The sequence below is a fragment of the Ruegeria sp. HKCCA0235A genome (genome assembly GCF_013033235.1).
GTDB lineage: Bacteria > Pseudomonadota > Alphaproteobacteria > Rhodobacterales > Rhodobacteraceae > Ruegeria.
Genome location: NZ_WQDQ01000008.1, coordinates 70637 through 91553 on the forward strand (window position 1 = coordinate 70637; position 20917 = coordinate 91553).

The 20917-nt window shown below is 53.0% G+C and carries 19 protein-coding genes and 1 pseudogene; 8 read left to right on the top strand and 12 right to left on the bottom strand.

The genetic code is table 11. The annotated features are described in order from the left end of the window. Together GOW56_RS14570 and GOW56_RS14575 are read right to left on the bottom strand one after the other, a co-directional pair. The gene (locus GOW56_RS14570; RefSeq protein ID WP_171206344.1) at positions 1–750 is read right to left on the bottom strand and encodes a hypothetical protein; all 750 of its coding nucleotides are present in this window, start codon (positions 748–750) and stop codon (positions 1–3) included. Between the two features lie 57 nt (positions 751–807). Then, entirely contained in the window at positions 808–1815 is a 1008-nt protein-coding gene (locus GOW56_RS14575; protein WP_171206345.1) for a tripartite tricarboxylate transporter substrate binding protein, read from the bottom strand. Between the two features lie 136 nt (positions 1816–1951). Between GOW56_RS14575 and GOW56_RS14580 the strand changes: the two genes are divergently transcribed. The 4 genes from GOW56_RS14580 (at position 1952) to GOW56_RS14595 (ending at position 6845) form a co-directional block, all read left to right on the top strand. Further along, positions 1952–3040, top strand: a complete 1089-nt coding sequence (locus GOW56_RS14580) for an isocitrate/isopropylmalate dehydrogenase family protein (protein ID WP_171120695.1) — start codon at positions 1952–1954, stop codon at positions 3038–3040. After that, positions 3037–4068, top strand: coding sequence for a Gfo/Idh/MocA family protein (locus GOW56_RS14585; RefSeq protein WP_171206346.1), 1032 nt, complete (start codon positions 3037–3039; stop codon positions 4066–4068). Before GOW56_RS14580 ends, GOW56_RS14585 begins: the two co-directional genes overlap by 4 nt. Next, positions 4065–4742: a GntR family transcriptional regulator gene (locus GOW56_RS22115; RefSeq protein ID WP_171120699.1), complete on the top strand. Its 678-nt coding sequence runs from the start codon at positions 4065–4067 to the stop codon at positions 4740–4742. Before GOW56_RS14585 ends, GOW56_RS22115 begins: the two co-directional genes overlap by 4 nt. A 165-nt stretch (positions 4743–4907) precedes the next feature. Beyond that, positions 4908–6845, top strand: coding sequence for a DUF3604 domain-containing protein (locus GOW56_RS14595; RefSeq protein ID WP_171206347.1), 1938 nt, complete (start codon positions 4908–4910; stop codon positions 6843–6845). Positions 6846–7054: 209 nt separating this feature from the next. Here GOW56_RS14595 and GOW56_RS22120 read toward each other — a convergent pair. Continuing rightward, a pseudogene (locus GOW56_RS22120) lies at positions 7055–7207 on the bottom strand (adenylate/guanylate cyclase domain-containing protein); the annotation flags it as partial. Between the two features lie 277 nt (positions 7208–7484). Here GOW56_RS22120 and GOW56_RS14605 point away from each other — a divergent pair. Continuing rightward, entirely contained in the window at positions 7485–8999 is a 1515-nt protein-coding gene (locus tag GOW56_RS14605) for a phospholipase D family protein (RefSeq protein WP_254447236.1), read from the top strand. Between the two features lie 106 nt (positions 9000–9105). Here GOW56_RS14605 and GOW56_RS14610 read toward each other — a convergent pair whose 3' ends face one another. The 6 genes from GOW56_RS14610 to GOW56_RS14635 all read right to left on the bottom strand — a co-directional run bounded on the left by GOW56_RS14610 (position 9106) and on the right by GOW56_RS14635 (position 14080). Then, positions 9106–9621 (bottom strand): CIA30 family protein, encoded by a 516-nt coding sequence (locus tag GOW56_RS14610; RefSeq protein ID WP_254447234.1) that lies wholly within the window; start codon positions 9619–9621, stop codon positions 9106–9108. A gap of 50 nt (positions 9622–9671) precedes the next feature. Next, complete coding sequence (locus GOW56_RS14615) at positions 9672–10124, bottom strand: TspO/MBR family protein (protein ID WP_152456623.1); 453 nt, start codon at positions 10122–10124, stop codon at positions 9672–9674. Between the two features lie 13 nt (positions 10125–10137). After that, positions 10138–10641, bottom strand: a complete 504-nt coding sequence (locus GOW56_RS14620; RefSeq protein ID WP_171206350.1) for an aggregation factor core — start codon at positions 10639–10641, stop codon at positions 10138–10140. A 721-nt stretch (positions 10642–11362) separates the two neighbouring features. Continuing rightward, positions 11363–12343, bottom strand: coding sequence for a GTP-binding protein (locus GOW56_RS14625; protein ID WP_171206351.1), 981 nt, complete (start codon positions 12341–12343; stop codon positions 11363–11365). A 14-nt stretch (positions 12344–12357) separates the two neighbouring features. Further along, positions 12358–13824, bottom strand: coding sequence for a guanitoxin biosynthesis MBL fold metallo-hydrolase GntH (gene gntH / locus GOW56_RS14630; protein WP_216600366.1), 1467 nt, complete (start codon positions 13822–13824; stop codon positions 12358–12360). A gap of 10 nt (positions 13825–13834) precedes the next feature. Next, positions 13835–14080 (bottom strand): hypothetical protein, encoded by a 246-nt coding sequence (locus GOW56_RS14635; protein ID WP_152456619.1) that lies wholly within the window; start codon positions 14078–14080, stop codon positions 13835–13837. Between the two features lie 87 nt (positions 14081–14167). Here GOW56_RS14635 and GOW56_RS14640 point away from each other — a divergent pair, with 87 nt between their 5' ends. Beyond that, complete coding sequence (locus tag GOW56_RS14640) at positions 14168–15502, top strand: hypothetical protein (RefSeq protein WP_171206352.1); 1335 nt, start codon at positions 14168–14170, stop codon at positions 15500–15502. A gap of 599 nt (positions 15503–16101) precedes the next feature. Here the strand turns inward: GOW56_RS14640 and GOW56_RS14645 are convergent. From GOW56_RS14645 to GOW56_RS14655, 3 genes are all read right to left on the bottom strand, one after another. Continuing rightward, positions 16102–17208, bottom strand: a complete 1107-nt coding sequence (locus GOW56_RS14645; RefSeq protein WP_171120714.1) for an alkene reductase — start codon at positions 17206–17208, stop codon at positions 16102–16104. A gap of 122 nt (positions 17209–17330) precedes the next feature. Continuing rightward, on the bottom strand, positions 17331–17927 hold the full coding sequence (locus tag GOW56_RS14650) for a TetR/AcrR family transcriptional regulator (protein ID WP_171206353.1): 597 nt from the start codon (positions 17925–17927) through the stop codon (positions 17331–17333). 443 nt (positions 17928–18370) lie between these two features. Further along, entirely contained in the window at positions 18371–18856 is a 486-nt protein-coding gene (locus tag GOW56_RS14655) for a GNAT family N-acetyltransferase (RefSeq protein ID WP_171206354.1), read from the bottom strand. 284 nt (positions 18857–19140) lie between these two features. Between GOW56_RS14655 and GOW56_RS14660 the strand changes: the two genes are divergently transcribed. Further along, positions 19141–19761 carry a cysteine hydrolase gene (locus tag GOW56_RS14660; protein ID WP_171206355.1) on the top strand — a complete coding sequence of 207 codons (621 nt, stop codon included), beginning with the start codon at positions 19141–19143 and terminating at the stop codon, positions 19759–19761. A 209-nt stretch (positions 19762–19970) separates the two neighbouring features. Beyond that, the gene (locus GOW56_RS14665; protein WP_171206356.1) at positions 19971–20747 is read left to right on the top strand and encodes a 2-keto-4-pentenoate hydratase; all 777 of its coding nucleotides are present in this window, start codon (positions 19971–19973) and stop codon (positions 20745–20747) included. Positions 20748–20917 lie beyond the last annotated feature (170 nt).

The following is a 20917-nucleotide window of genomic DNA, read 5'->3' on the forward strand; positions in this document are numbered from 1 at the left end:
TCAGTCTTTCCAAAGCGGACGAAGCGTCACGTAGTAGTGGTATTCGATTTGCTTGAAGATCAGTCCGCCGCGCGCGGGCACGTTCTGCCGGAAAACAAAGGCCATCGCGCTTACAAGGATGAGCGGGGCAAGTATCGCCACCACTGGAACGAACCGCAAAACGCGTTCAGTAACCGCTTTGGACAACACCACAAGTGTAAGCGTGACCCAAACGGCCAATGTAAACCAATCATCACCGTGTTCATTCCAATCCGCCTGCGCGGGAAACACGGCGAACGCAAACAAACCGGCAGCGACAACTGCGACACAGGCCACCAAAGCACGCCGCGCATGACCCCCGTAATAGCCGTAAGTCAAAGCCGTGATCAGCAACCCAGAGCACAGAATGAAGTCCACTCTGGGAACCAGTCCGACGACATATGCAAGAAGGATCAGGCCTATTGTCGAAGCACGGTAGGCTTCGCACTTATCCCATCCAATCCCCAAGGCACTGAACGCGTTTTGAGCTCCGCCCGAACGGACCGAAATAGCCAGCAAAACGAAGGAAAGGACAAGTAACCCGCCGAAGATGAACAGCGGTACAATTGCAGCCGAGTTGTACCAATCAGATCCACTTACACCGGCGCGGTTTTCACCCCAAAGTGGAATGTCCAATGTCTTCCAAAGGAAAAAGAGGGACACTGTGATAAGAGCAATCGATGCCCAAAAATCGCGCGTCCGCAGGATCAGTGTTTCGTCAGGTTTGTCCATGGCCTGCCTCCTTCAGGAAAAGGCGCGATCGAACGCGCCCTTTCAAAATTGATCGGATTAGGGCTTCTCGATACCCAGCGAGGCCGGATCGACAGTGGCAGCACCAAGGTCCTGCAAGGTATAGGCAAAGGTAGCCTCAAGGTTCGCAAACAATTCTTGAGCTTCTTCGCCGTGCTGACCGCCGACATCGTATTTGTTTGCCGCAGCCCATTCAGCGACGGTGTCGGACGCAATCGCCTGCTCGAACGCAGCGCCAAGCGCAGCCTTTACGTCATCTCCGGCTGAACTGTGAACTGCAAACCCGATGGCCTGTTTGAGCGGCAGATACTGGTCGAGCCCGTCATAGATGCCAAAGGCAGATGGCACTGTTGTGCCTGCAATCTGCGCATCTTCGGGCGTCAACATTGCGAGCGGTTTAAGTTGACCGCCCTCAATCAACGGAGCCTGTTCAGCCAGTGAAGTCACAACCAACGCAACTTCACCCGCTATCGCCGCTTCCTGCCCGGGTGCTGAGCCTTTGTATGGAACAAATTTGAATTCCGCACCGGACCCTTTTTCGATGGCCAGAAGGTTCAAGTGGTGGATCGAACCTGCACCGGAAGCCGCTGCTGGAATAGTACCCGGAGCAGCTTTGGCAGCGTCGACCAGTTCTTCCAGCGTATTGTAAGGGCTGTCCGCTGGAACCGAGATCAGATCAGGCGATCCGCCGACAATAAACGGATACCAAAAATCAAATTTCTTGTCCCACCCCCCCTGCACAGCGGCCGTGACATTCGATTCTGACAGCCCGACCAATGTATAACCATCGTCTGGTTGGTTCATGACATAGACCATGCCGTTGGAGCCTGCGACCCCACCTGTTTGATTGATCACATTGATCGAGACCGGAAGGTGTTTTTCCATTTCGGCCATGATCATTCGGTTAATCGTGTCCGTGCCGCCACCGGCCCCCCAGACCACAGCTGTGGTGATATCACGATAGGGATAATCCTGCGCGGCAGTTGCCCCTGCGATCCCGGTCGCCATCACGGCTGCTGCCGCTAACCGCCCTAGCTTTAGTTTCATTTCCAAGTCCTCCCAAAACAACTTCGCGTTTATTGTTGCATTTATTTGCGTATACATTAAAGAATGCGTTGTCAACGGACTGTAGTGGAAGCTGCTATCGCGCTATGAATGCAAAACGGGAAGGAAGCGGGCCAAAATGAAAAAGACTTACGATATCGCGGTTTTCCACGGGGACGGGATCGGCCCGGAAATTATGGCGCCTACGCTTGAAATTTTGCGCCATCTCTCGCGCGGTAATCCGACCTACGAGTTGGCGTTTACAGACGCACCAGCAGGCGCAGGCCACTACGCCAAAACTGGAGAATCTTTCCCATCAGGATCACTCGAAACTGCACGCATGGCCGACGCGATTCTGCTGTCAGCAATGGGTTTACCGGATGTTCGATATCCTGACGGAACCGAGATTTCTCCACAGATAGACCTGCGAAAGCAGCTTGGCCTTTTTGCTGGCGTGCGTCCGGTAAAGGTAAGCAGCGGACAAATGACCCCCTTGGCGCTGCCTCCCGGAAAAGAGATCGACTTTGTCTTGATCCGTGAAAGCACCGAAGGGTTGTTCTTCACCCAAGGAACGGGCGAAGTCACGGAAGATGAGGCGCGTGAAACCCTGCTGATCACCCGAGAGGTATCCGAAAAGCTATTCTGCTTTGCGTTTGATCTCGCCAACAACCGCAAGGCGTCCGGTCGCGGCCCGGGACGAGTAACCTGTGTCGACAAAGCCAATGTATTCCGCGCCTTTGCATTCTTCAGATCAATCTTTGACGCCGAGGCCGCACGCCATCCCGATTTACAAGCAGACCATGCTTATGTTGATGCGACCGCCCTCTGGATGGTCCAGAAGCCTTGGGAATTCGATGTTTTGGTAACTGAGAATATGTTCGGAGATATCCTCTCTGACCTTGGTGCAGGTCTTATGGGCGGTCTTGGACTGGCTCCTTCAGCAGATATCGGATTGAACCACGCCGTGTTCCAACCCTGCCACGGCTCCGCTCCGGACATTGCGGGACAGGGTGTTGCCAACCCTTTTGCAATGTTCCTGTCCGCGGCAATGATGCTTGAATGGTTGGGTTTGACCCATGATCACCCGGAACTGTCCAGCGACGGCGCTCGATTGCGCGAGGCCGTAGAAAAGGTGGTGGCGAACGGTCAAAACCTGACGCGAGACTTGGGCGGCAAAGCTGGAACTCAGGAAGCGGCCTCAGCGGTATTGGAAGCATTGCCGGCATGAGTACTAAAGAAGCCATTCGGGTCGCGTGTGTAGGTGCGGGATACTTCAGCAAGTTCCACTACGAAAGCTGGTCAAGAATGCCTGGCGCTGCTCCAGTTGCATCCTGCAACCGTGATATCAAAAAAGCGAGGGAAACAGGGCTGGCGGCTTATGATGATCTGTCGAAAATGTTGGAGGCAGAAGAACCAGATCTCGTGGACATCATCCTTCCTCCTGTGGCGCAGGCCGAGGCCATCCGCACGGCACTGCGGTTTGGTATCAAGTGGCTGATCTGCCAAAAGCCATTTTGCTTGTCTCTGGGTGAAGCGGAGGAGGTTGTTTCCGAAGCAGATGAGGTTGGCGCAACGATTGTCGTACACGAGAACTTTCGCTTCCAGCCTTGGTACCGCGCAATCAAGGAAGCGATGGCTGAAGGTCGAATTGGAACGCCTCTACAAGCGACTTTCCGGCTTCGGCCCGGCGACGGACAGGGACCACGCGCCTATCTTGACCGGCAGCCCTACTTTCAGGACATGCCGCGTTTCCTCGTTCATGAAACAGCGGTTCACTGGGTAGACACGTTCCGGTTTCTGTTTAATGCGCCCAGCGCGGTTTATGCCGACCTGCGTCGAGTGAACCCCGTTATCGCAGGCGAGGATGCAGGTTACATCTTGTTTGATCACCCCAACGGCTTGAAAGCTCTGTTCGACGGGAACAGGTGCCTTGATCACAGTGCCGAAAACCTGCGCCAAACCATGGGCGAAGCGCTTATTGAAGGAACGAAAGGATCGCTGGTTCTTAACGGCGACGGTTCAGTTGAACTGCGCGCTTTTGGAAAACAGGAGCGACAGCAGATTCTACCTCCGAGCGATCACGAAGGATTTGGAGGAGACTGTGTCCACGCCTTGCAAAGTCACGTCATTTCGGGCCTTCTACGGGGCACGCTGTTGGAAAACACGGCCCGAGAATATTTGGATGTGATCCGCATAGAAGAGAAAATCTATCTCTCGGCTGCGGAGGGACGAAAGATCAACCTGGAGACGCCGTGAAGGATCAGGACGCAAAAACTCTTTCCAATACACAACGCGCTGTAAGGGATTTGCGGCGGATGATCCTATCCGGCGAACTTGCAGCCGGGACTGACCATCTGGAGTCGGAACTCGCCGAAACCCTTGGCATGTCCCGCACCCCGATACGAGAAGCTGCGCTGATGTTGGAAAGTAAGGGGTTGCTGGAAATGCGGCCCCGCAAGGGTGTGCGGATACTGCCTGTTTCATCAGATGATATGCGTGAAATTTACGACATATTGACGGAACTCGAGAGCCTCGCAGCACAGCGCGCAGCCGAAGCAGGTTATTCAGATGATGAACTGTCGGTACTTGCTGGATCGATTGCAAAGATGGACCAAGCCATCGACGCCGAAGACCTTGAAGCCTGGGCAGAGGCCGATGAGCTGTTTCATCAGGAACTCGTGCGTTTAGGTGGCAACAAACGGGTCGAAGCGATTGTGGCCATGATGAGCGACCAGGTTCGTCGCGCACGCGCAACGACACTGTTTATCAGGCCGCTACCAGTCAAATCCAATGAGGATCATCGTGTTGTTTTCCAAGCGATAAGTGAAGGTCGGCCGGATGTGGCGCGTGAACGCCATCGAGAACACAGGCTCCAAGCCAAGACTATGCTTTGTGGGATACTCGAGAAGCATCGGCTCAACAGCCTTTGAACCACTTGGACGGCTCTTCGAAAGTTCATTAAACCGCTAGGACCACGGGATAATTTGCTGCGCCCGGCTCGTTGCAGCCATTTGGTGAAGTTCACCGAGGGTCTACTCCTCAAGTGCAGAAGACATTTATTCTCGGCCGGAAATACTCCGTACCGGAGTTGTGTTATGATGCCTCCAATTATGGAGGAAAAGTTGTTTCGCTATGTTTTACCCCTCGCTCTCATTTTGGGGAACCCAATCCTTGCTCAGAATGCAATAAACCCGTCTGGGCTTTCTGGACCTTCTGGTCGCCCTTATTCACCTTACGCTGAGCGTGCGTATCCAACTCAAGTCTATTTTGGAGACACCCACGTTCATACCGGTCTTTCCGGGGACGCTGGCGGCGGCGGGACACGCCTGATGCCGCGAGATGCTTATCGGTTTGCGCGTGGCGAAGAGGTAATCTCTAATACGGGTCAACCAGTAAAACTTTCGATACCTCTCGATTTCTTCATGATTACAGACCATTCGGATGCGATGGGAGCAATCACCGACATAATTGGGGGTGCACCCAACATCCTGGCGGATGAGCAAGGCAGATATTTCCACGAGGAATTCAACAAAGGTGGGGAAGCCGCCTTGGCAGCTGCGCTTGAGCTTACCGCGGCATTTGCTCAAGGACAGGTTTCCCCTGCGCTGAACTATCAACCCGGCAATCCCGCTTACGCCCGTGTTTGGGACGACATTATTGATGCCGCGGAGGAGTACAATGACCCCGGCGTGTTCAGCACCTTCATAGCCTATGAATGGACATCTCTCGTTGCAGGGAACAATTTGCACCGAAACGTGATATTTCGCGACGGCCCTGAGCTCACAAGGCAGATACTGCCTTATACAACGACGCCCCCGGTCGGCTCACCAAACCCTCGTGATCTTTGGAAGTGGTTGGAAAACTATGAGCAAACAACCGGCGGGCGTGTGCTTGCTATTCCGCACAATGGAAACTTATCGAACGGCTGGATGTTCCCGCTCGTTGACGATTTTGCAGACGGGGTACCGTTAGATCCCGCATACGCAGAAGCGCGAAACAAATGGGAAAGGCTATATGAACCAACCCAGATAAAGGGGGACGGTGAGGCCCACCCGTTCCTTTCACCTGATGATGAATTTGCTGACTTCGAAACGTGGGACTTCGGTAACCTTGATGCTTCGGTTCGAAAAGAGGCGGATATGTTGCCCGGCGAATATGCACGATCCGGGTTGCTTCGCGGCCTGTCACTTCAAAAAATTTTTGGGGTGAACCCTTTCAAGTTTGGTTTGGGTGGGGCCAGTGACACGCACACAGGTTTGACCGCCCCTGACAACGACAATTTCTTCGGAAAATTTACCGGCTACGAGCCCAGCGAAGAACGGAGCCAACATGTCAGCAAAACGTATGCTGACGGGACTGTTGCGCTGCGGTCGTCGCAATATATTACCGGCGGTCTGACAGCAGTATGGGCTGAGGAGAATTCCCGCACAGCCATCTGGGATGCGATGCATCGGCGTGAAACTTACGCAACAACAGGTCCCCGAATGCGCGTCCGTATGTTCGGTGGATATACTTTTACCGAAGAGGATGCCTTGCGGCGGGACTTGGCGCTTGTGGGATACACCAAAGGTGTGCCGATGGGTGGCGATCTTGGCCCCGGGGAAGGCTCTCCTACTTTTCTGGTATACGCGCTTCGTGATCCGATGGGAGCAAACTTGGATCGAATCCAGATCATAAAGGGTTGGTTAGATGCAGATGGAGAGCAACGGGAAAAAGTCTACGATGTGGCCTGGTCCGGTTCCCGCGAACCAGATGCCGCTGGTAAGCTGCCATCCGTAGGCACCACAGTTAACCTTTCAATCCCCTCGTGGACCAACACGATAGGTGCTTCTGAGTTGGGAACCGTGTGGCAAGATCCCGACTTTGATCCGTCAGAAAGCGCGTTTTACTACGCCCGAGTGATCGAAATTCCGACACCCCGCTGGACGGCGTATGATGCCGTTAAGTTTGGAATACAAATGCCAGACAATGTCCCATTGACAGCGCAGGAACGCGCATACACTTCGCCAATTTGGTACGCCCCTGACCGATAGTCTGAGCTTACTGACTGTTCTGCTTTACGCTCTAAGCCCTCATAAACTGCGTCGAATACTTCAAGTATTTCAGCCATTTTTTGAGGTCGCTCGATTGGTCATAGCGCATGGATGCCGAATAGATCGGAGAAACCCTTGATCATGGTTCCACCAAATGTGTCCAACACATTTGCCCCCACCGACAGATCGAAGATTTCTTGATCAATCAATTAAAGGCTTCCGGTTTTCTGCGTCTCTGTCCCAAGGTAAGCAGCAAGGTTTACGGTCGATCCGATACAAGTATACGTCGCCCAATTATCCGTACCGGCATAGCCTGCGACGACTTCGCCAGTCGCTATTCCGATGCTGATTTTCAGGTCACTTTTCCCTTCTGAGCGCGGCTCGTGAACTTACATCTCAATCATGTTATGCATTTGATGTCCTTCCTACACTGAGCTTTGCGCAAAGTTCGGCGGTGGCTGCGGAACTCCGAAACCGTCGCCCAGCATCAGACTGACAATTCCGCCATTGCTGGTATGCGAAATCAACACTGACAAACGAAACAACCTCGGGTTTCATAGAACAAACTTGCAATCGCATGGTCCGGCGTAGTCACTTAGGGCATACGGTTGGAGGAAACCTATGGCGCAATGGAAGTTCATGATTGGGGTTTGTTGCGCGCTGTTTCTTGTCGCTTGCGCTCCAAAATCCCGTACATATGAAAAGACAGCATCGGCTGCGCTGCCGGCGAATTCGGGCACGGCTCTGGGCCAGGCGGCCAATCGCCTAGGGGACCCCAAAGACGGTCGGTCAGGCATCAAGCTGATCAGTGATGGAGAAGAAGCGCTTGTTTCACGGCTGCTGTTGGCGGCTGCTGCCGAGCGAACGATAGACGCGCAATACTACCTTCTGCACAACGACCCAACAGGTCACCTTTTTGCAGCCAGTCTTTTGCAGGCAGCAGATCGGGGTGTTCGTGTCCGATTGTTGCTGGATGACATGGACACGTCCAGCTATGACGCGATGACGGCCGCGTTGGACAATCACAAAAATATTGAGATCAGGCTATTCAATCCATTTTGGCGAGATCAGAGCCTTTTGATTGCGGGTATCACAGATTTCAAACGCATCAATCGAAGAATGCACAACAAGTCCATGACGGCAGACAATGTGTTCACGATTGTGGGTGGAAGAAACATCGGTGCCGAGTACTTTCTGGCACGGCAAGAAATGAACTACGCTGATCTGGATGTGCTGGCCGCAGGCCCCGTTGTGCGCGAGGTGTCGCGTAGCTTTGACTCTTACTGGAACAGCGAGTTCGCAGTTCCGGCGCGTGCGGTCGTTGGGGAACCCGAAGAATTTGACCTTAGCGATGCGCGAGGCAGGTTGAAGGAACTGGTCGAAGAAGCGAAGCAAACGCAGTACGGCGCCGCCCTCAGAAAGTCAGCACAAGAGAACTTCGCAGATGGAGCCCTGTCACTGGATTGGCTGCCTGCGAAACTATATGCCGATCCGCCTTCAAAAGCTGCGGGTCTGGATAGTTCAGACCCCGTTTTGGCATCTCAATTGCTTCCGTATTTTGAAAATGCCCGCAGTGAGGTGAATATCGTGTCCGCCTATTTTGTGCCGCGCAACAACGGTGTGAAATGGTTGACCGAACTCGAGAGGCGCGGGGTCGACGTAAAGGTCGTAACCAATTCACTTGCATCTAACGACGTCGCACCCGTTTACGCACACTACGCTAAAAAACGCCGAGCACTTTTACGCGGTGGAGTAGAACTTTACGAACTGCGACCCGACGCTTATCAAGTTCAACGCCGCGGGATTAACTGGGCTCAATCGCGATCAGGCCTACACTCCAAGGCATTTGCGGTTGATGACCGATACTTGTTCGTAGGGTCGTTCAACTGGGACCCCCGGTCTGTCAACATCAACACCGAGATGGGAATTCTGATTGACTCGCCAGCATTGACTGCACAGACGATGGGTGCCCTAGACGACGCGCTGCCCGCATACACATATCACGTCACACTCGAGCAAGCTGGCCAGCTTAGATGGACGACAAGAGATGATGATGGCAACGTCCTTGAGTATGAATCCGAGCCGACAGGATCAGCCTGGGATCACATAGTTTCCGGTTTCCTGAGTATTTTGCCAATTGGGTCGCAGCTTTAGGTCTTTTTGACAAATAATCTGATGGCGTGTCGCCCTTTTTTGGGGGGCGCGGCTACACCGAAAGGGGGACGCCCAGACGTATTTCCGGCCATCGCCCGGGCGACCTTCAGTAAAACCCAATCTCGCTGACATCCATACGGGCCTCGTGATCGCGCCCATAGGCTACAACTCCAACCGAGGTGATTTCGTCAGCGACGGGAATAGCGCGCAACATGGCACCTGAAGCCTTGAAGGCTGACAAAGGCAAAGAGACTTCGGTCCAGTCTTCTGAAGTTGGAAACTCGGCCTGGTAGTATTGCCAAGGAAGCACGGTGCCACGTGTCCTGAGGTGAACAAAGTATTGCTCGCCGTTACCCCGGACCAACAGCCTTACGCCCGATACGCCCGCATCGGGCCGATCAGGCAACTTGTGTCGAAACTGGATGAAGCCGCCGTTGTTTTTTGTACTAACGGTTCCGGTCAGATGCGCGAATGCGACATCACCTTCCGTACGAAACTGCACTTTCCCTGAAGAGACGCCTCCCATGACTGTGTCCGCAACATAGTCCCAACGCGTCTCCGGAGACTTGGAAAAGTCCTCAGCAAGGTTTTCATCAGCCTGTGCCATTGTAGATCCGAGCATAACAAGCCCCGAAAAAAGCCCAAAGAAGTTGGCACGCATGTTGTTCCTTCTCAGTTCAGTATCGCAATAGAAAGATTAAGCGCCGTGGCAAATGCGACCCATGCACAATACGGCAGGAAGGCCAGCGCGGAGACTGGATCCGAGTTCCTCACCCGAGCGATGAACACGAAGATGACAGCCAGCAACGCAACAATGACCACAAAGGCAACCCACGGCATTTGCAGTACGAAAAAGGTTGGTGACCACAAAAAGTTCAGCCCCATCTGCGCCCACCACAACTTCATGGCGGCCGAGCTCCGGTCTGCTTCGAACTGGCGCCAGCCCGCCATCGCGATCAATACATAAAGCGCCGTCCAAACCGGGCCAAAAATCCAATTTGGTGGATTGAAAGCAGGTTTAGAAAGTTGCGCATACCAATCACCGGGTGCGGTTAGTATCCCGATCAGGATGCCGCCTCCGAGCATGAGCACAAGAAATGCTATGCGGATCAACCAGTCCGACATTGCCGGGCAGCTCTCAGCAATCCTTGGTCATCACGTTGACGAACGCTTCGGAAGAGAAGGTCGCAGTATTGGTCTCATCCGAGGCAGTATATGACACCACGGCGCCCTCGATCTCCGACCCAGAAACAGTGATTTCGCGTTGCCCAAGGGTGTCATCTACATCGATGGTAAAAGCGAGTTGTTCCCCTGCCGCGAGGGAGGTGATCTCAAGTTCAATTGTATTTTGCCCGTCGACGACCGAAGGAAACTGACGCAGTGCATCAGCACCTTCAACGAATTCGAGAGGTTGAAAAACCTCCACGCCCGCGCCTTTTTCGGTAACGTCGAAAATCAAGCGTCCGGCAGATTGCGACAAGTCAATTTTTACGGTCGAGGCTGCGACGTCGCACGTTCCGACATTTGTCAGAACAAAACGATCCTTTGGTGCGCCCTCTACGAAGCGAATTTGAACACCAGCTTGAAGCGAAGTGGCTGCGAAAAATCCAAGGGTCGCAGCTATAATGCTGGGTGGAAGCATTCTTTTCTCCTTGTTAAGAGGTACTTGATAAATACGCCTCGGCGGGTGTCTTGGATCAGATTAATGCCTTTTGCCTATCGTGGTTCAGCCAATAATTGCTTTCGAAGTTACGGCTACAATCGCGCCTCGGAGATCAAGTGTGCCCTCGATGAAATGCAGGTGGCCAATAACTTCGACTGCCACGGGTGGATCGTCGGAATCGTTCCCAAAGTCCCTGATAAGAAGCTCCGCACGCAATTCACCGGGAACATTGGCGGGCAACACTGACGCGCAGTGCATTGTTCCGACCTCGCCTGACTTTGTTAAAACACTGACGTCACCCGCTGCATGGCTTCCAGATTTTCCTCGGTTGAAAAAATATAGGCATCCTGAATTTGCCCCTAGAACCCCAGAAAAGGAGATTTGAAACCCGAGGTAACGCCTCGGGCCCGTAGAAAGCAGAAAACAACTCGGCATCTTGTCCTCCGGCTGTACTCGGCAATCCGGGTTCCGGGGCTGCATCGTCAAGTTCTGGACCTGAGAGGTCCTGCGCGCATACAGCCGTGCCCGATAATACAAACGCAGTGGCAGGTGCGGGTCATGTGATCGCTTGAACCAATTTCCCAATCTGTTTCAGCAATCAGATGTTTCTCCTTATTTGGTCCTTGGCGCTGCGGGTTTTCGAGCGGTTACGAGTTGGAACTTAAGAATCACACGCAAGCAAGTTTGGTCGAACTTGCCGCTATGCGGTCGCCAATAACGCATCGGAAAGCTCGTATTCTGACAGGGCACCCGGTGCACCTATTGCAACAAGCCTTGTTTCGCGTTTTCGGTGGCCCCATGCCCCATCCCTTGCGATGTCCATACGTTTTCCAACGACCTGAACGAGAATGCGATGATCCGGGTCCTCCTCGCTAAAAACAAAACCCTTGAGGCGATAGACATCGCCTGGAAGCTTCCGAATTGCGTTCCGGAGAGAAGATAGGCTTATCGGGCGTTCAGCTTTCATCATGGTTGTTGAGAAACTGTCCGAGTGATCAGAGTGGTCACAACCACAATCTGGTCCATGTTCGTGATGATCGGGTATTGTTGTTTCGAGCTGTTCGGCGGCAAAGCGACCAACGGAAAGAAGTATATCCAGTGGGACGTCGGCATTGACAGCTTCGACCAGGCGATATCGACGGAAGCGAGACCCAAGCCAATCGTGCACCTTCTGAACAGCTGCCCTGTCGACGAGATCGACCTTGTTTAAAATAACCATGTCCGAGAACGCGATTTGACGGAGCTTCAGTTCCATTTGTTCCGGCGCAGCAAATAGCTGTTCCGCATCGACAAGACACATTAGGCTGTCCAAGCGGATCATGTCCCGAAACTTCTGATCGGTAAATGTCATCGCGATTGACGACGGGTCTGACACACCACTTGCCTCAAGGACGATGTATTCCGGCTTCTCAGGCCGGGCAAGTACGGCTTCCACCGTTTCGATCAGGTCATCTCGTATCGAGCAACAAACGCAACCATTAGCCAGGCTCATCACATCATCTTCGAGGCCGACTACAAGATCGGCATCGACATTGATGGATCCAAAGTCATTTACCAGAACCGCAACCCGCAACCCGTGATTGCCTGTCAGGATGCGGTTCAAAAGTGTTGTCTTACCGGCTCCTAGAAAGCCGGTAAGGATCGTCACGGGGATCGCAGAAGTCGAACCAAATTCAATCATCGTTCGATCTCCTTTCAGTCTTCATCACGCGTGCCGATTACATCCGAAACTTTGATGGTAAAGTCCTGCGGCCAGTCCCCGCCGGGTGCTCGGAAAACGTCAGTTGGGTAGTACTCGCGTGGATCAATCTCCATATCTCTGTACTTCTGATCTTGCTGATCTGCTCGGGTGAGCCTCGGGTTCGGTAGTGTGATTTCATCCGGAAGCTCAATACGTCCGGCCTCAGCTGCCGCAGCCAGTTCGCGGAATGGCGGAACGGTACCGGATTTTCCGGGCAGTGCAGCTTTCCTGTACCAGATTGCATCCTTGGTCACGTTTACAACGGCTACATCGAGACCCCATTGGAACAGACCGTCATAGTGGGCGCGAATTCCAGCCAGCATTTCAGCGTCGATGTCTTCGTCCTGAGTATAGTGCGTCACCATTCCCAAACGCGGCCTTGTGTCAGCAAAGAGCTTACCCACGGCATAGTGGGAGGTGTGATGCGTATCGATGGTGTAGTTAAAGAGATCCTGTGGGATACCATATTTGTAGGTCATCAGCTGACCAATATCCTGTCCTGACATTTCGGTTACAAAGACATCAACACCTTCGCCGTATTTTCGTGAAAGCTCATCCGGGCGACCATCGCCGGTCCATACAAAGCTCAGCCCGTTCCAATCGAGCCGATAGCCAACCGCACCGTCCTTGGCGTGGCTTCGTGGCCAGGACCGAACAGTCACGCCATCTTCGTCATAAACGATGCCGCCTTCCTGACGGAAATCGAATTCGTTGACCTCGATCTCGTAGCCGTCCCCAATCGGGAACACATCAAAGGCCTCCAGATGCCATTTGAGCATCTGTTGCATGCCTTTGACCATTCCGGCTGTGCCAAGCTCGGGTGTCCGACCAGAGGGACCGTGAATGCGCAGCGGTGTGTAACCACCCGACCAGGCACGGAATGGGTAAATATAGGGAATATCGGCGTAGTGGTCGACATGCAGGTGAGAGATGAAGATGTCGTTGATCAGTTGCCCAGGTACTTGCATGGCAATGATGTTGCGGACACAACCGGATCCAAAATCGAAAAAGAACCGCTTTCCATTCCCCAACTCCACCATGATACAAGTACCCGCCTGATCTTCGCGCGGTGGATACGGTGTTGAACCACAGAATGAGATGCGCATCTCATCTGGCCCCAACTCCTCACTCAGTGGAAAATAGTTCGCGTTTGAACCGGTCATGTACTTCGTCGGGCGGAAGTACTCTGGCAATGATATGCCGCCTGCGGGTCGACCGCCATATGGGTTCTTGAGTGTTTCTCCCAGGGGGCCGTCTCCTTCGTGGGCCTCGGCACTTCCTGCCGCAAACCCAGCTGCCCCTGTCGCGGCCGCTCCAGTGGCCAAGCCCTTTAGAACACTCCGCCGCGACGGGTCTTCGATTTGCTCTGTTGGTTGCCCCTGTTTGTTGTCCAGGTCTTTCCCAGTGTCTTCCTTAGTCATGGACCAGTCCTCAGTTAGAAGTGTTGCGAAGGCTTCGCTTCACCATCCGGCGAAGCTCGTTGATCAGCTCAGATTTGATGTGGGTCCATTCCGCGCGCTCTGGGGCTGGTATCGATGTGTCATCCAACAGTGCCGATACTTTCTTCAGGTCTTCGATTGCCTCGCTGAGCAACGCATCCGTTTCGTTAAACCCTGAGAGCGCATCGGAAAGCTCTGGAAGCTCGTCACTCAGTTCCCAAGTCACTGGATTATCCATGGTTCCCACTATCTATTCTCAGATCAAGATGAGTGCGGTTGACGATGCAGGCCAAGTGAGTCACCGTGAGTTGGGGGTGAGTTTGCTTTGAACCAAGCTAATGAATTGCCGATAGATCAAGATATTGCACCGCCATCGCCGGAGCTTGTCCGACAGGCACTTCAGAGCGTTGTTTCAAGCGTCGCGTTCCAGGCTTCGCCGCGACTCCAGCAATTTATTACTTACGTGGTCGAAGAAACTCTCGCTGGTCGCGGCGCCCAAATCCGTGGCAAAGCAATCGCAGTCGAAGTTTACGGTCGAAGTATTGATGGCACCGGTGGCCGAAATCTCGTTCGCGTTGAAGCCAGACGGCTGCGTCGACTGCTTCATGAGTTTTACGAAGATCAATGGAACGGCAAAGGGGTTCGCATTTTTGTTGATCCGGGTGGATACAAGCCACGGTTTTCGCAAAAAAATACGACAGCATACGACGCCTCAGAGGTACCGAGTAGCGATGTGCTAGCAGAACATCCGCGTTTGAAAAAAATGCTGCCGCTTGGACTGGGTTGTCTTGTATTGATTGCTGGACTTGGCTTTTGGCTGGCTCAAGATAGCAATGTGGTTTTGCCCCCAACCCAATCCCTAGGACAGGCTGAAAGAGCAGCCCTTGGTGAGCAGTCTTTGACGAGACTTCAGGCGGCCAACCTTGCGGATCAGGCCAGAGGAATGTTTTTTCCTGTTTTCGATGTCAAACGACAGCAAATAGCATTGGGAATGTTCCAACATGCCACAGAGTTGGACCCGGCACTTTCCGATGGCTACGCCGGATCGGCACAAGTTCTGGCGACTTTGGCTATTTTGTCCCCGGACACAGCGCAAAGAGATGACCTCATCAGCAAGGCTTCGGAGATGTCGGGAAGGGCGCTTGATCTGTCTCCGACAGATGCCTGGGCAAACGGCGCAAATGGTTGGGTATTGGCTGCCCAAAATAATCCAGTCGAGGCCAAAAAATATGCAAGAATGTCCGTCGAACTTGCTCCGAATGATGGTCATATCCTGGATCTTGTCGGCATCACAGCCATCCTGGCTAACGCACCGGAACTTGCTGCCGAGGTTAGCAATCCCGAAAGACTAAGGTCCGGATCGGGCCGCTTTGGCGCACGTAATATTTGGGGTGTATCGCAGCTTATGCTCGGGAATTACGAAAAGGTTGTCGAAGCATTTCAAGGCGCGCCCGCTGCCGGTGCGCCCGTAAGTGCTCCGTCGCTCCTATTCCAGGCCGTTGCGCAGGATCAGCTGGGACATTCGCAAGAAGCACAACGACTGGTCACTGAAATGCGCAAAACGTGGCCTGAGTTTCCATCGGAGTTTCTCGCCGGCAGGATCTTCCACAATGATGACGCAACGCGGCAAGCGATACTTGATACTCTGACTAGATACTGATCAAACACGTCGTATCGCAGCCGATGCAAAGTGTTCTAGGGTCAATCCTTGATGTCACATTCAGAGGTACAATGCGACGTTGAACTCGAATGATTGGTCTTGGTCCGAAGGCTTTACAGCGTTGAAAGCCATTGAAGATTGCAAGATTTGACGGATCCGGACGGCTTTGCACAGCCCGCTTTCTGCGCATCGGAGACATTTGCGAAAGTCCAAGCAAGAAAGGCTGCATAGAACCCAAGGTTCCTAAGGAGGACCTTTGCGGGATTCAGCAACGCAAGGGGCCGTAACCGCAAAGACTACGCCAAAAGACTGAACTATTTTGCACGATTTACTTGCGACAATGCGCGGCTCGAGAAATGCGCTCAATTGATTGTAGTCACCGCACTTCTTCCTCAACTAAAACCGGGCGCCCCTCAATCAAGGATGCATCCTGATTGGATACATTCAACCCTGATCATATGGCAGCAGTTCATTTGCAGGTTTGTGACAGGCCCTCGCCTTAAGAATAGAGATCTCCGTAGTTGCTGGGTGAGCGCGTCCAACCCGGCGCGCTCACTTTGCTTGGTATAGCCCGTCGCTAAGGGGTTAAGAGCGATGTATCACTCTGCAGCGACCGCTTCCTCTTCCAGTGCCGGATAATCGGTATACCCTTTTTCATTGCCGCCGTAGAGAGTGGTTGGATCGAGCTCATTCAGTGCGGCGTCTTTCTCCAGCCGGTTGACAAGATCCGGGTTGGAAATAAACGGCCGACCAAAGGCCACCAGGTCGACGGCGCCGGTCTCAACTGCTTCAATCGCCATGTCTCGGTCATAAGCGTTGTTGCCCATTTTCACTCCGTCAAACAGTTCATAGAGCGCCTTTAGGTCACCACCTTCAGGAATATCGCGCGGGCCGCCGGTCTGCCCTTCTACGAGATGGAGATAGGCCAACCCATAGCTATTCAACAATTTGATCGCATGCGAGAACGTCGCCTGTGGGTCGCTGTCGGAAATGTTGTTAGCGTCCGAGAACGGGCTGAGGCGGACACCGACGCGGTCGGCACCCCACACGCCGACAACAGCGTCCATCACCTCTTTCAAGAATCGCGCTCTATTCTCAACAGGACCACCGTATTCGTCTTCACGCTTGTTCGACCCGTCGCGCAGGAACTGATCGATAAGGTATCCGTTGGCTGCATGGACCTCTACACCGTCGAAACCAGCCTCCTTGGCGTTTTCCGCAGCCCTCCGGTAGTCCGCAACAATGTCAGCAATTTCTTCGATGGCCAGAGCCCGCGGTTCAGAAGTTTCAACAAACTGCTCACCATCAAACGTCTTGGCCTTAGCGCCAATTGCGGATGGCGCAACAGGGGCTTCACCACCCTCCTGCAAGCTGTAATGCGAAATCCGACCCACATGCCAAAGCTGGATCACGATCTTCCCGTCTTTGGCATGGACGGCCTCAGTCACTTTTTTCCAGCCGTCGATTTGCGCTTTGGAATAAATGCCGGGCGTCCAGGCATAGCCTTTGCCTTGGGGCGAGATTTGCGATGCTTCCGTGATGATCAGACCAGCAGCTGCCCTCTGCGCGTAGTACTCGGCCTGCAATTCATGGACACTGTCATCCTCAGCTCTTGCCCGGTTACGGGTCAGTGGCGCCATTACAATTCGGTTCTTCAGCTCGATTGCACCAGCTTTGATGCCAGAGAACAGTTTTTCATCAGCCATTGCTGCTTCCTTCTTTGGTAAACTTCGTTCAGATATTATTGGACCAACTAGTCCAATATTGCGCTCACTGTCTCTTGTTTGAGTTTGTGTTAGGTTTCATTTCGTTATGGTGGCGGGAGACCTTATGGCGAAATCACCAACCGGGCTTGTTTCAGGGTTTGCGATATCTGCTCAGCGGGAACGCCCGCCTTACGCAAGGCTAGCGTGCCAATGGCAAGGGAGGCATAGGCGCGCGCCCTGTCGAGCGCCAGACTCGGATCTGAAGGCTCAAGCGCTTCCGCAATAATTTTGTCAATGCTCTCCAAATGGTGTCGCCCGAGATCGGCCACTTCATCATCATGCGGGGCAAGCTCGGTAAGGCAGTTGATCAGCATGCAGCCGTCACGACCTCCTTGCGGATTCGCCAAGGCTTCCATTATCGCGCCGACGGGGTCATTTCCGCTCGCGTCCGCGAGGTCGCGCAAAGCTTTCAAACCACGTCTTGAATAGTGGCTGAGGGCTTTGCGAAACAATGCCTGCTTGTTTCCGAAGGTTCCATAGAAGCTGGAACGGCTCAAACCCATGGCCTTGGTCAGATCGTCCACCGACGCGGCCTCGTAGCCCTTGTGCCAAAATACGCACAAGGCTTTTTCCAAAGCATCGGCTTCGTCAAAGGCACGAGGCCTACCCGGGCCTGCGGACGACTTGACGTTGGCAATTGGAAGGGTTTCTTTGTTCATGGCATAGATGTGGAATGATCAGTCCAGAATTTCAAGGGACCAGTGAGATAAAGCTGTTCATCCGACTTCATTCGCAGGTCTGTTCGGCAAAGGAACTTGCTACACCATGTGTAGGTGCGCCCATAACGCTGCATTCCTAACATTGATTTTAATCAGAAATTCTGGTGGTTTTCGCCCATAATTTTGCGCAGCATTTGCGCATAAGTCTGCACGATTTGCCCATAAGTTTGCACGGTTCACTATACACGCTCAAACTTCGATTGTTGTAGCGCAATTCCATCAACTTTAACGCATCAAAACTCAATCAAAAGTGCATTCTGACTAGTAAAGTTCAACCCAAAACCGAAGAACACAGCTCAATTGAGAGGTCGCGGCAGATCCCTTTCAATGTAGCGCGGCTCGGTCTGCCTCGAATGTCCCCTCACCGTGGCTCAACCAACGGTTCAAAGTTGCATAGACATTTCGTGCCAAGTCATTCCTCCATGATCAGAGGTTGATGGACGAAGATAGTTGTACCCAAATCTCTGATAAAGCGGAACGTGATGCTCTTTGCACATAAGGTAGATCGCGGATTTGCCCATTTTTCTCATGCGGCCGACGAATTCAGTCATCAATGCCCGCGATAGGCCTTTTCCTTGATGCGCCGGATCCACGACGACAGACATAATAACGACATTTGGCGCGCCGGGGTCATGCCCTACAAGTTCTTTGAATTCCTCGTCAGACATTTCAACGTTGTACGCACATCCGCAATTCACAAAGCCGACGATCTCGCCTTCGACCTCAAGAACAAGGAAACCATCGGGATAGACCTCGATTCTCTTTGCTATCTTTTCGAGGGTAGCCGCTTCGTCGCCTTCATAGGCATCAGTCTCGATCTCAAAGCATCGAATTGCATCAGAGGGTTGGGCGTTTCGAATTCGGCTCATGCATTTACACTTTGAACGATAGGTCAAGTTGTATAGCCGCCGTTGGTTCTGCTCGCACCATTGCTCAATCTGCGCGCGGTGCAGCCTTTCTCTGCACACATCCCTCGCGGCAGCATTGCGGGCAATGTTGCCCAAGGCGCGAACACATGCTTTTCATTCCATAACAACGCAGCGCTCTTGACCGTACTCACTTGCACATCTAGTAAAACTGATCTGCCCGCTGGGACGACCCGGCCAAGCAAGGGCGTTTTTTTCAGGACGACCTGCCAAATTAGAGGTCGAACATGACAACTAAAGCCAAACAAGCCAGGAAACTGATCGAGGGTAGACCTGCCCTAGTCGTAATCGACATTCAAAAGAGCACGTTTATTGATGACAGCGAAGTACGCTCCATCGACAACATGCCGGGCTACAAAGATCGCATGATCGCTGCGCGTGATTTGGTTAACGCCGCGCATGAGAGCAAAGTGCCCGTCATCTTCGTTCAGGAAGTCCATCGTCCCGATCAGGTCGACTTCGGCAGGGAACTGGATGGTGACGAAGACATACACTGTCTCGAAGGTGATCCAAGAACGGAAATTGCAAAAGATGAGATGGGATATCGCAAAGGTGACTACATCGTACCGAAGCGACGGTATTCTGCATTTTTTGGCACCGATTTCGAAATCCTGCTGCGCGGTTTAAAGGTAGACACACTTTTGTTGTGCGGCGGGCTGACAGATGTTTGTGTGCACTACACATTCGTCGACGGCCACCAATCAGACTACTTCTGCCGCGTAGTAGAAGATTGCGTTGGCGGGTCATCTGTCCAAGCCCATGAAGCTGCTCTCAAAGCTATGGAGTATCTACAAACCGGCGCTGTTCAGAGCCGAGAAGCAGTGATCAACGCGATCACCTCGCTCTAAATTGCAATCGAACTGTTAGTAGCAGTTGGGGCGCACAATTATTTAGGGTGCACAAACGGGTGGAGATTTTTGTTGCTTGATCGCCTTGGACTTGCCCACTTGAAGCAGAAGATACCGACACTTTCAGTGCAAGCCTTTGAGTGTGCGACGATGGCCCTTCAAAACCTCGCTTGCATCGCAATCCAGCCGTCGGCGCGTATAATGCGAATATGACAAGAGATATTGAATCTAACGCTCAGACAATTGCTGATGCCCTGACCTCTGCCCAGCAGATACCTAAACTGTCTTCAGAGGCAGAACAGCTATCGCTGGATGACGCATATTCGATTGCTAGTCGTGTCCGCGAGATTCTGGGCAAAGAAAGAGTCGGCCGAAAAGTCGGCTTCACGAACCGCACGATTTGGCCTGTTTACGGTGTGGATCAACCCATTTGGGGAGAGGTCCACTCAGATGGGCTGTTTTCGACTGATCAGCCGGTAAACTTGGCAAGTTATTCAGAACCGAGAATCGAGCCAGAAATCGTACTGGGCCTTAAACATGCACCAACAGCTGAAATGAACAATGAGCAGTTGGCAGGTTGCGTGGAATGGGTGGCCCCGGGATTTGAAATTGTTCAATCGATTTATCCCAACTGGAAATTCTCGGTCGAAGACTCAATCGCAGCACAAGGATTGCACGGCTGCCTTGTGCTTGGCGACAAAATCGCGGCTACGCATGATGTCTTGACCGGCTTAGCCGAAGTGCCACTAGCATTGTTCAAGGGCGCCGAGGCCATCGAGTCCGGCAAAGGTGAAAACGCGCTTGGAGGCCCAATTGAAGTCCTGGCTCATCTTGTGTCTCTACTCTCACAAGCCGACCAGCTTCAGGCAGGCGAGCTGGTTACAACCGGTACTTTGACAGACGCATGGCCAGTGTCTCCGGGTGAAGATTGGTCAGCTGGTTTTGGTGGCGTGATGGACACCGAGCTATCAGTACGATTTACATGAGGCCTTGGTAGAGTGGTGACGCCGACTGCACCAAAGAAAAGTTACTCTCAATAGCTGACCATGATGGTCTTCCACTGGTTTCATCAATTCTGGGACGCAATTTAACCAGGTCCGGTTTAGGCTCGGTGTCGTCGTTCGCTCAGTCGCGGCGAATGTCCGGAAAGCGGACA

Coding starts and splice junctions, on each gene's coding strand:
- GOW56_RS14615 (WP_152456623.1), bottom strand. CDS start 10,124: ATGTCGGACTGGTTGATCCGCATAGCATTTCTTGTGCTCATGCTCGGA.
- GOW56_RS14610 (WP_254447234.1), bottom strand. CDS start 9,621: ATGCTCGGATCTACAATGGCACAGGCTGATGAAAACCTTGCTGAGGAC.
- GOW56_RS14605 (WP_254447236.1), top strand. CDS start 7,485: ATGATTGGGGTTTGTTGCGCGCTGTTTCTTGTCGCTTGCGCTCCAAAA.
- GOW56_RS14585 (WP_171206346.1), top strand. CDS start 3,037: ATGAGTACTAAAGAAGCCATTCGGGTCGCGTGTGTAGGTGCGGGATAC.
- GOW56_RS14570 (WP_171206344.1), bottom strand. CDS start 750: ATGGACAAACCTGACGAAACACTGATCCTGCGGACGCGCGATTTTTGG.
- GOW56_RS14650 (WP_171206353.1), bottom strand. CDS start 17,927: ATGAACAAAGAAACCCTTCCAATTGCCAACGTCAAGTCGTCCGCAGGC.
- GOW56_RS14665 (WP_171206356.1), top strand. CDS start 19,971: ATGACAAGAGATATTGAATCTAACGCTCAGACAATTGCTGATGCCCTG.
- GOW56_RS14575 (WP_171206345.1), bottom strand. CDS start 1,815: ATGAAACTAAAGCTAGGGCGGTTAGCGGCAGCAGCCGTGATGGCGACC.
- GOW56_RS14660 (WP_171206355.1), top strand. CDS start 19,141: ATGACAACTAAAGCCAAACAAGCCAGGAAACTGATCGAGGGTAGACCT.
- GOW56_RS14580 (WP_171120695.1), top strand. CDS start 1,952: ATGAAAAAGACTTACGATATCGCGGTTTTCCACGGGGACGGGATCGGC.
- GOW56_RS14595 (WP_171206347.1), top strand. CDS start 4,908: ATGATGCCTCCAATTATGGAGGAAAAGTTGTTTCGCTATGTTTTACCC.
- gntH (WP_216600366.1), bottom strand. CDS start 13,824: ATGACTAAGGAAGACACTGGGAAAGACCTGGACAACAAACAGGGGCAA.
- GOW56_RS14620 (WP_171206350.1), bottom strand. CDS start 10,641: ATGCTTCCACCCAGCATTATAGCTGCGACCCTTGGATTTTTCGCAGCC.
- GOW56_RS14645 (WP_171120714.1), bottom strand. CDS start 17,208: ATGGCTGATGAAAAACTGTTCTCTGGCATCAAAGCTGGTGCAATCGAG.
- GOW56_RS14655 (WP_171206354.1), bottom strand. CDS start 18,856: ATGAGCCGAATTCGAAACGCCCAACCCTCTGATGCAATTCGATGCTTT.
- GOW56_RS14635 (WP_152456619.1), bottom strand. CDS start 14,080: ATGGATAATCCAGTGACTTGGGAACTGAGTGACGAGCTTCCAGAGCTT.
- GOW56_RS14625 (WP_171206351.1), bottom strand. CDS start 12,343: ATGATTGAATTTGGTTCGACTTCTGCGATCCCCGTGACGATCCTTACC.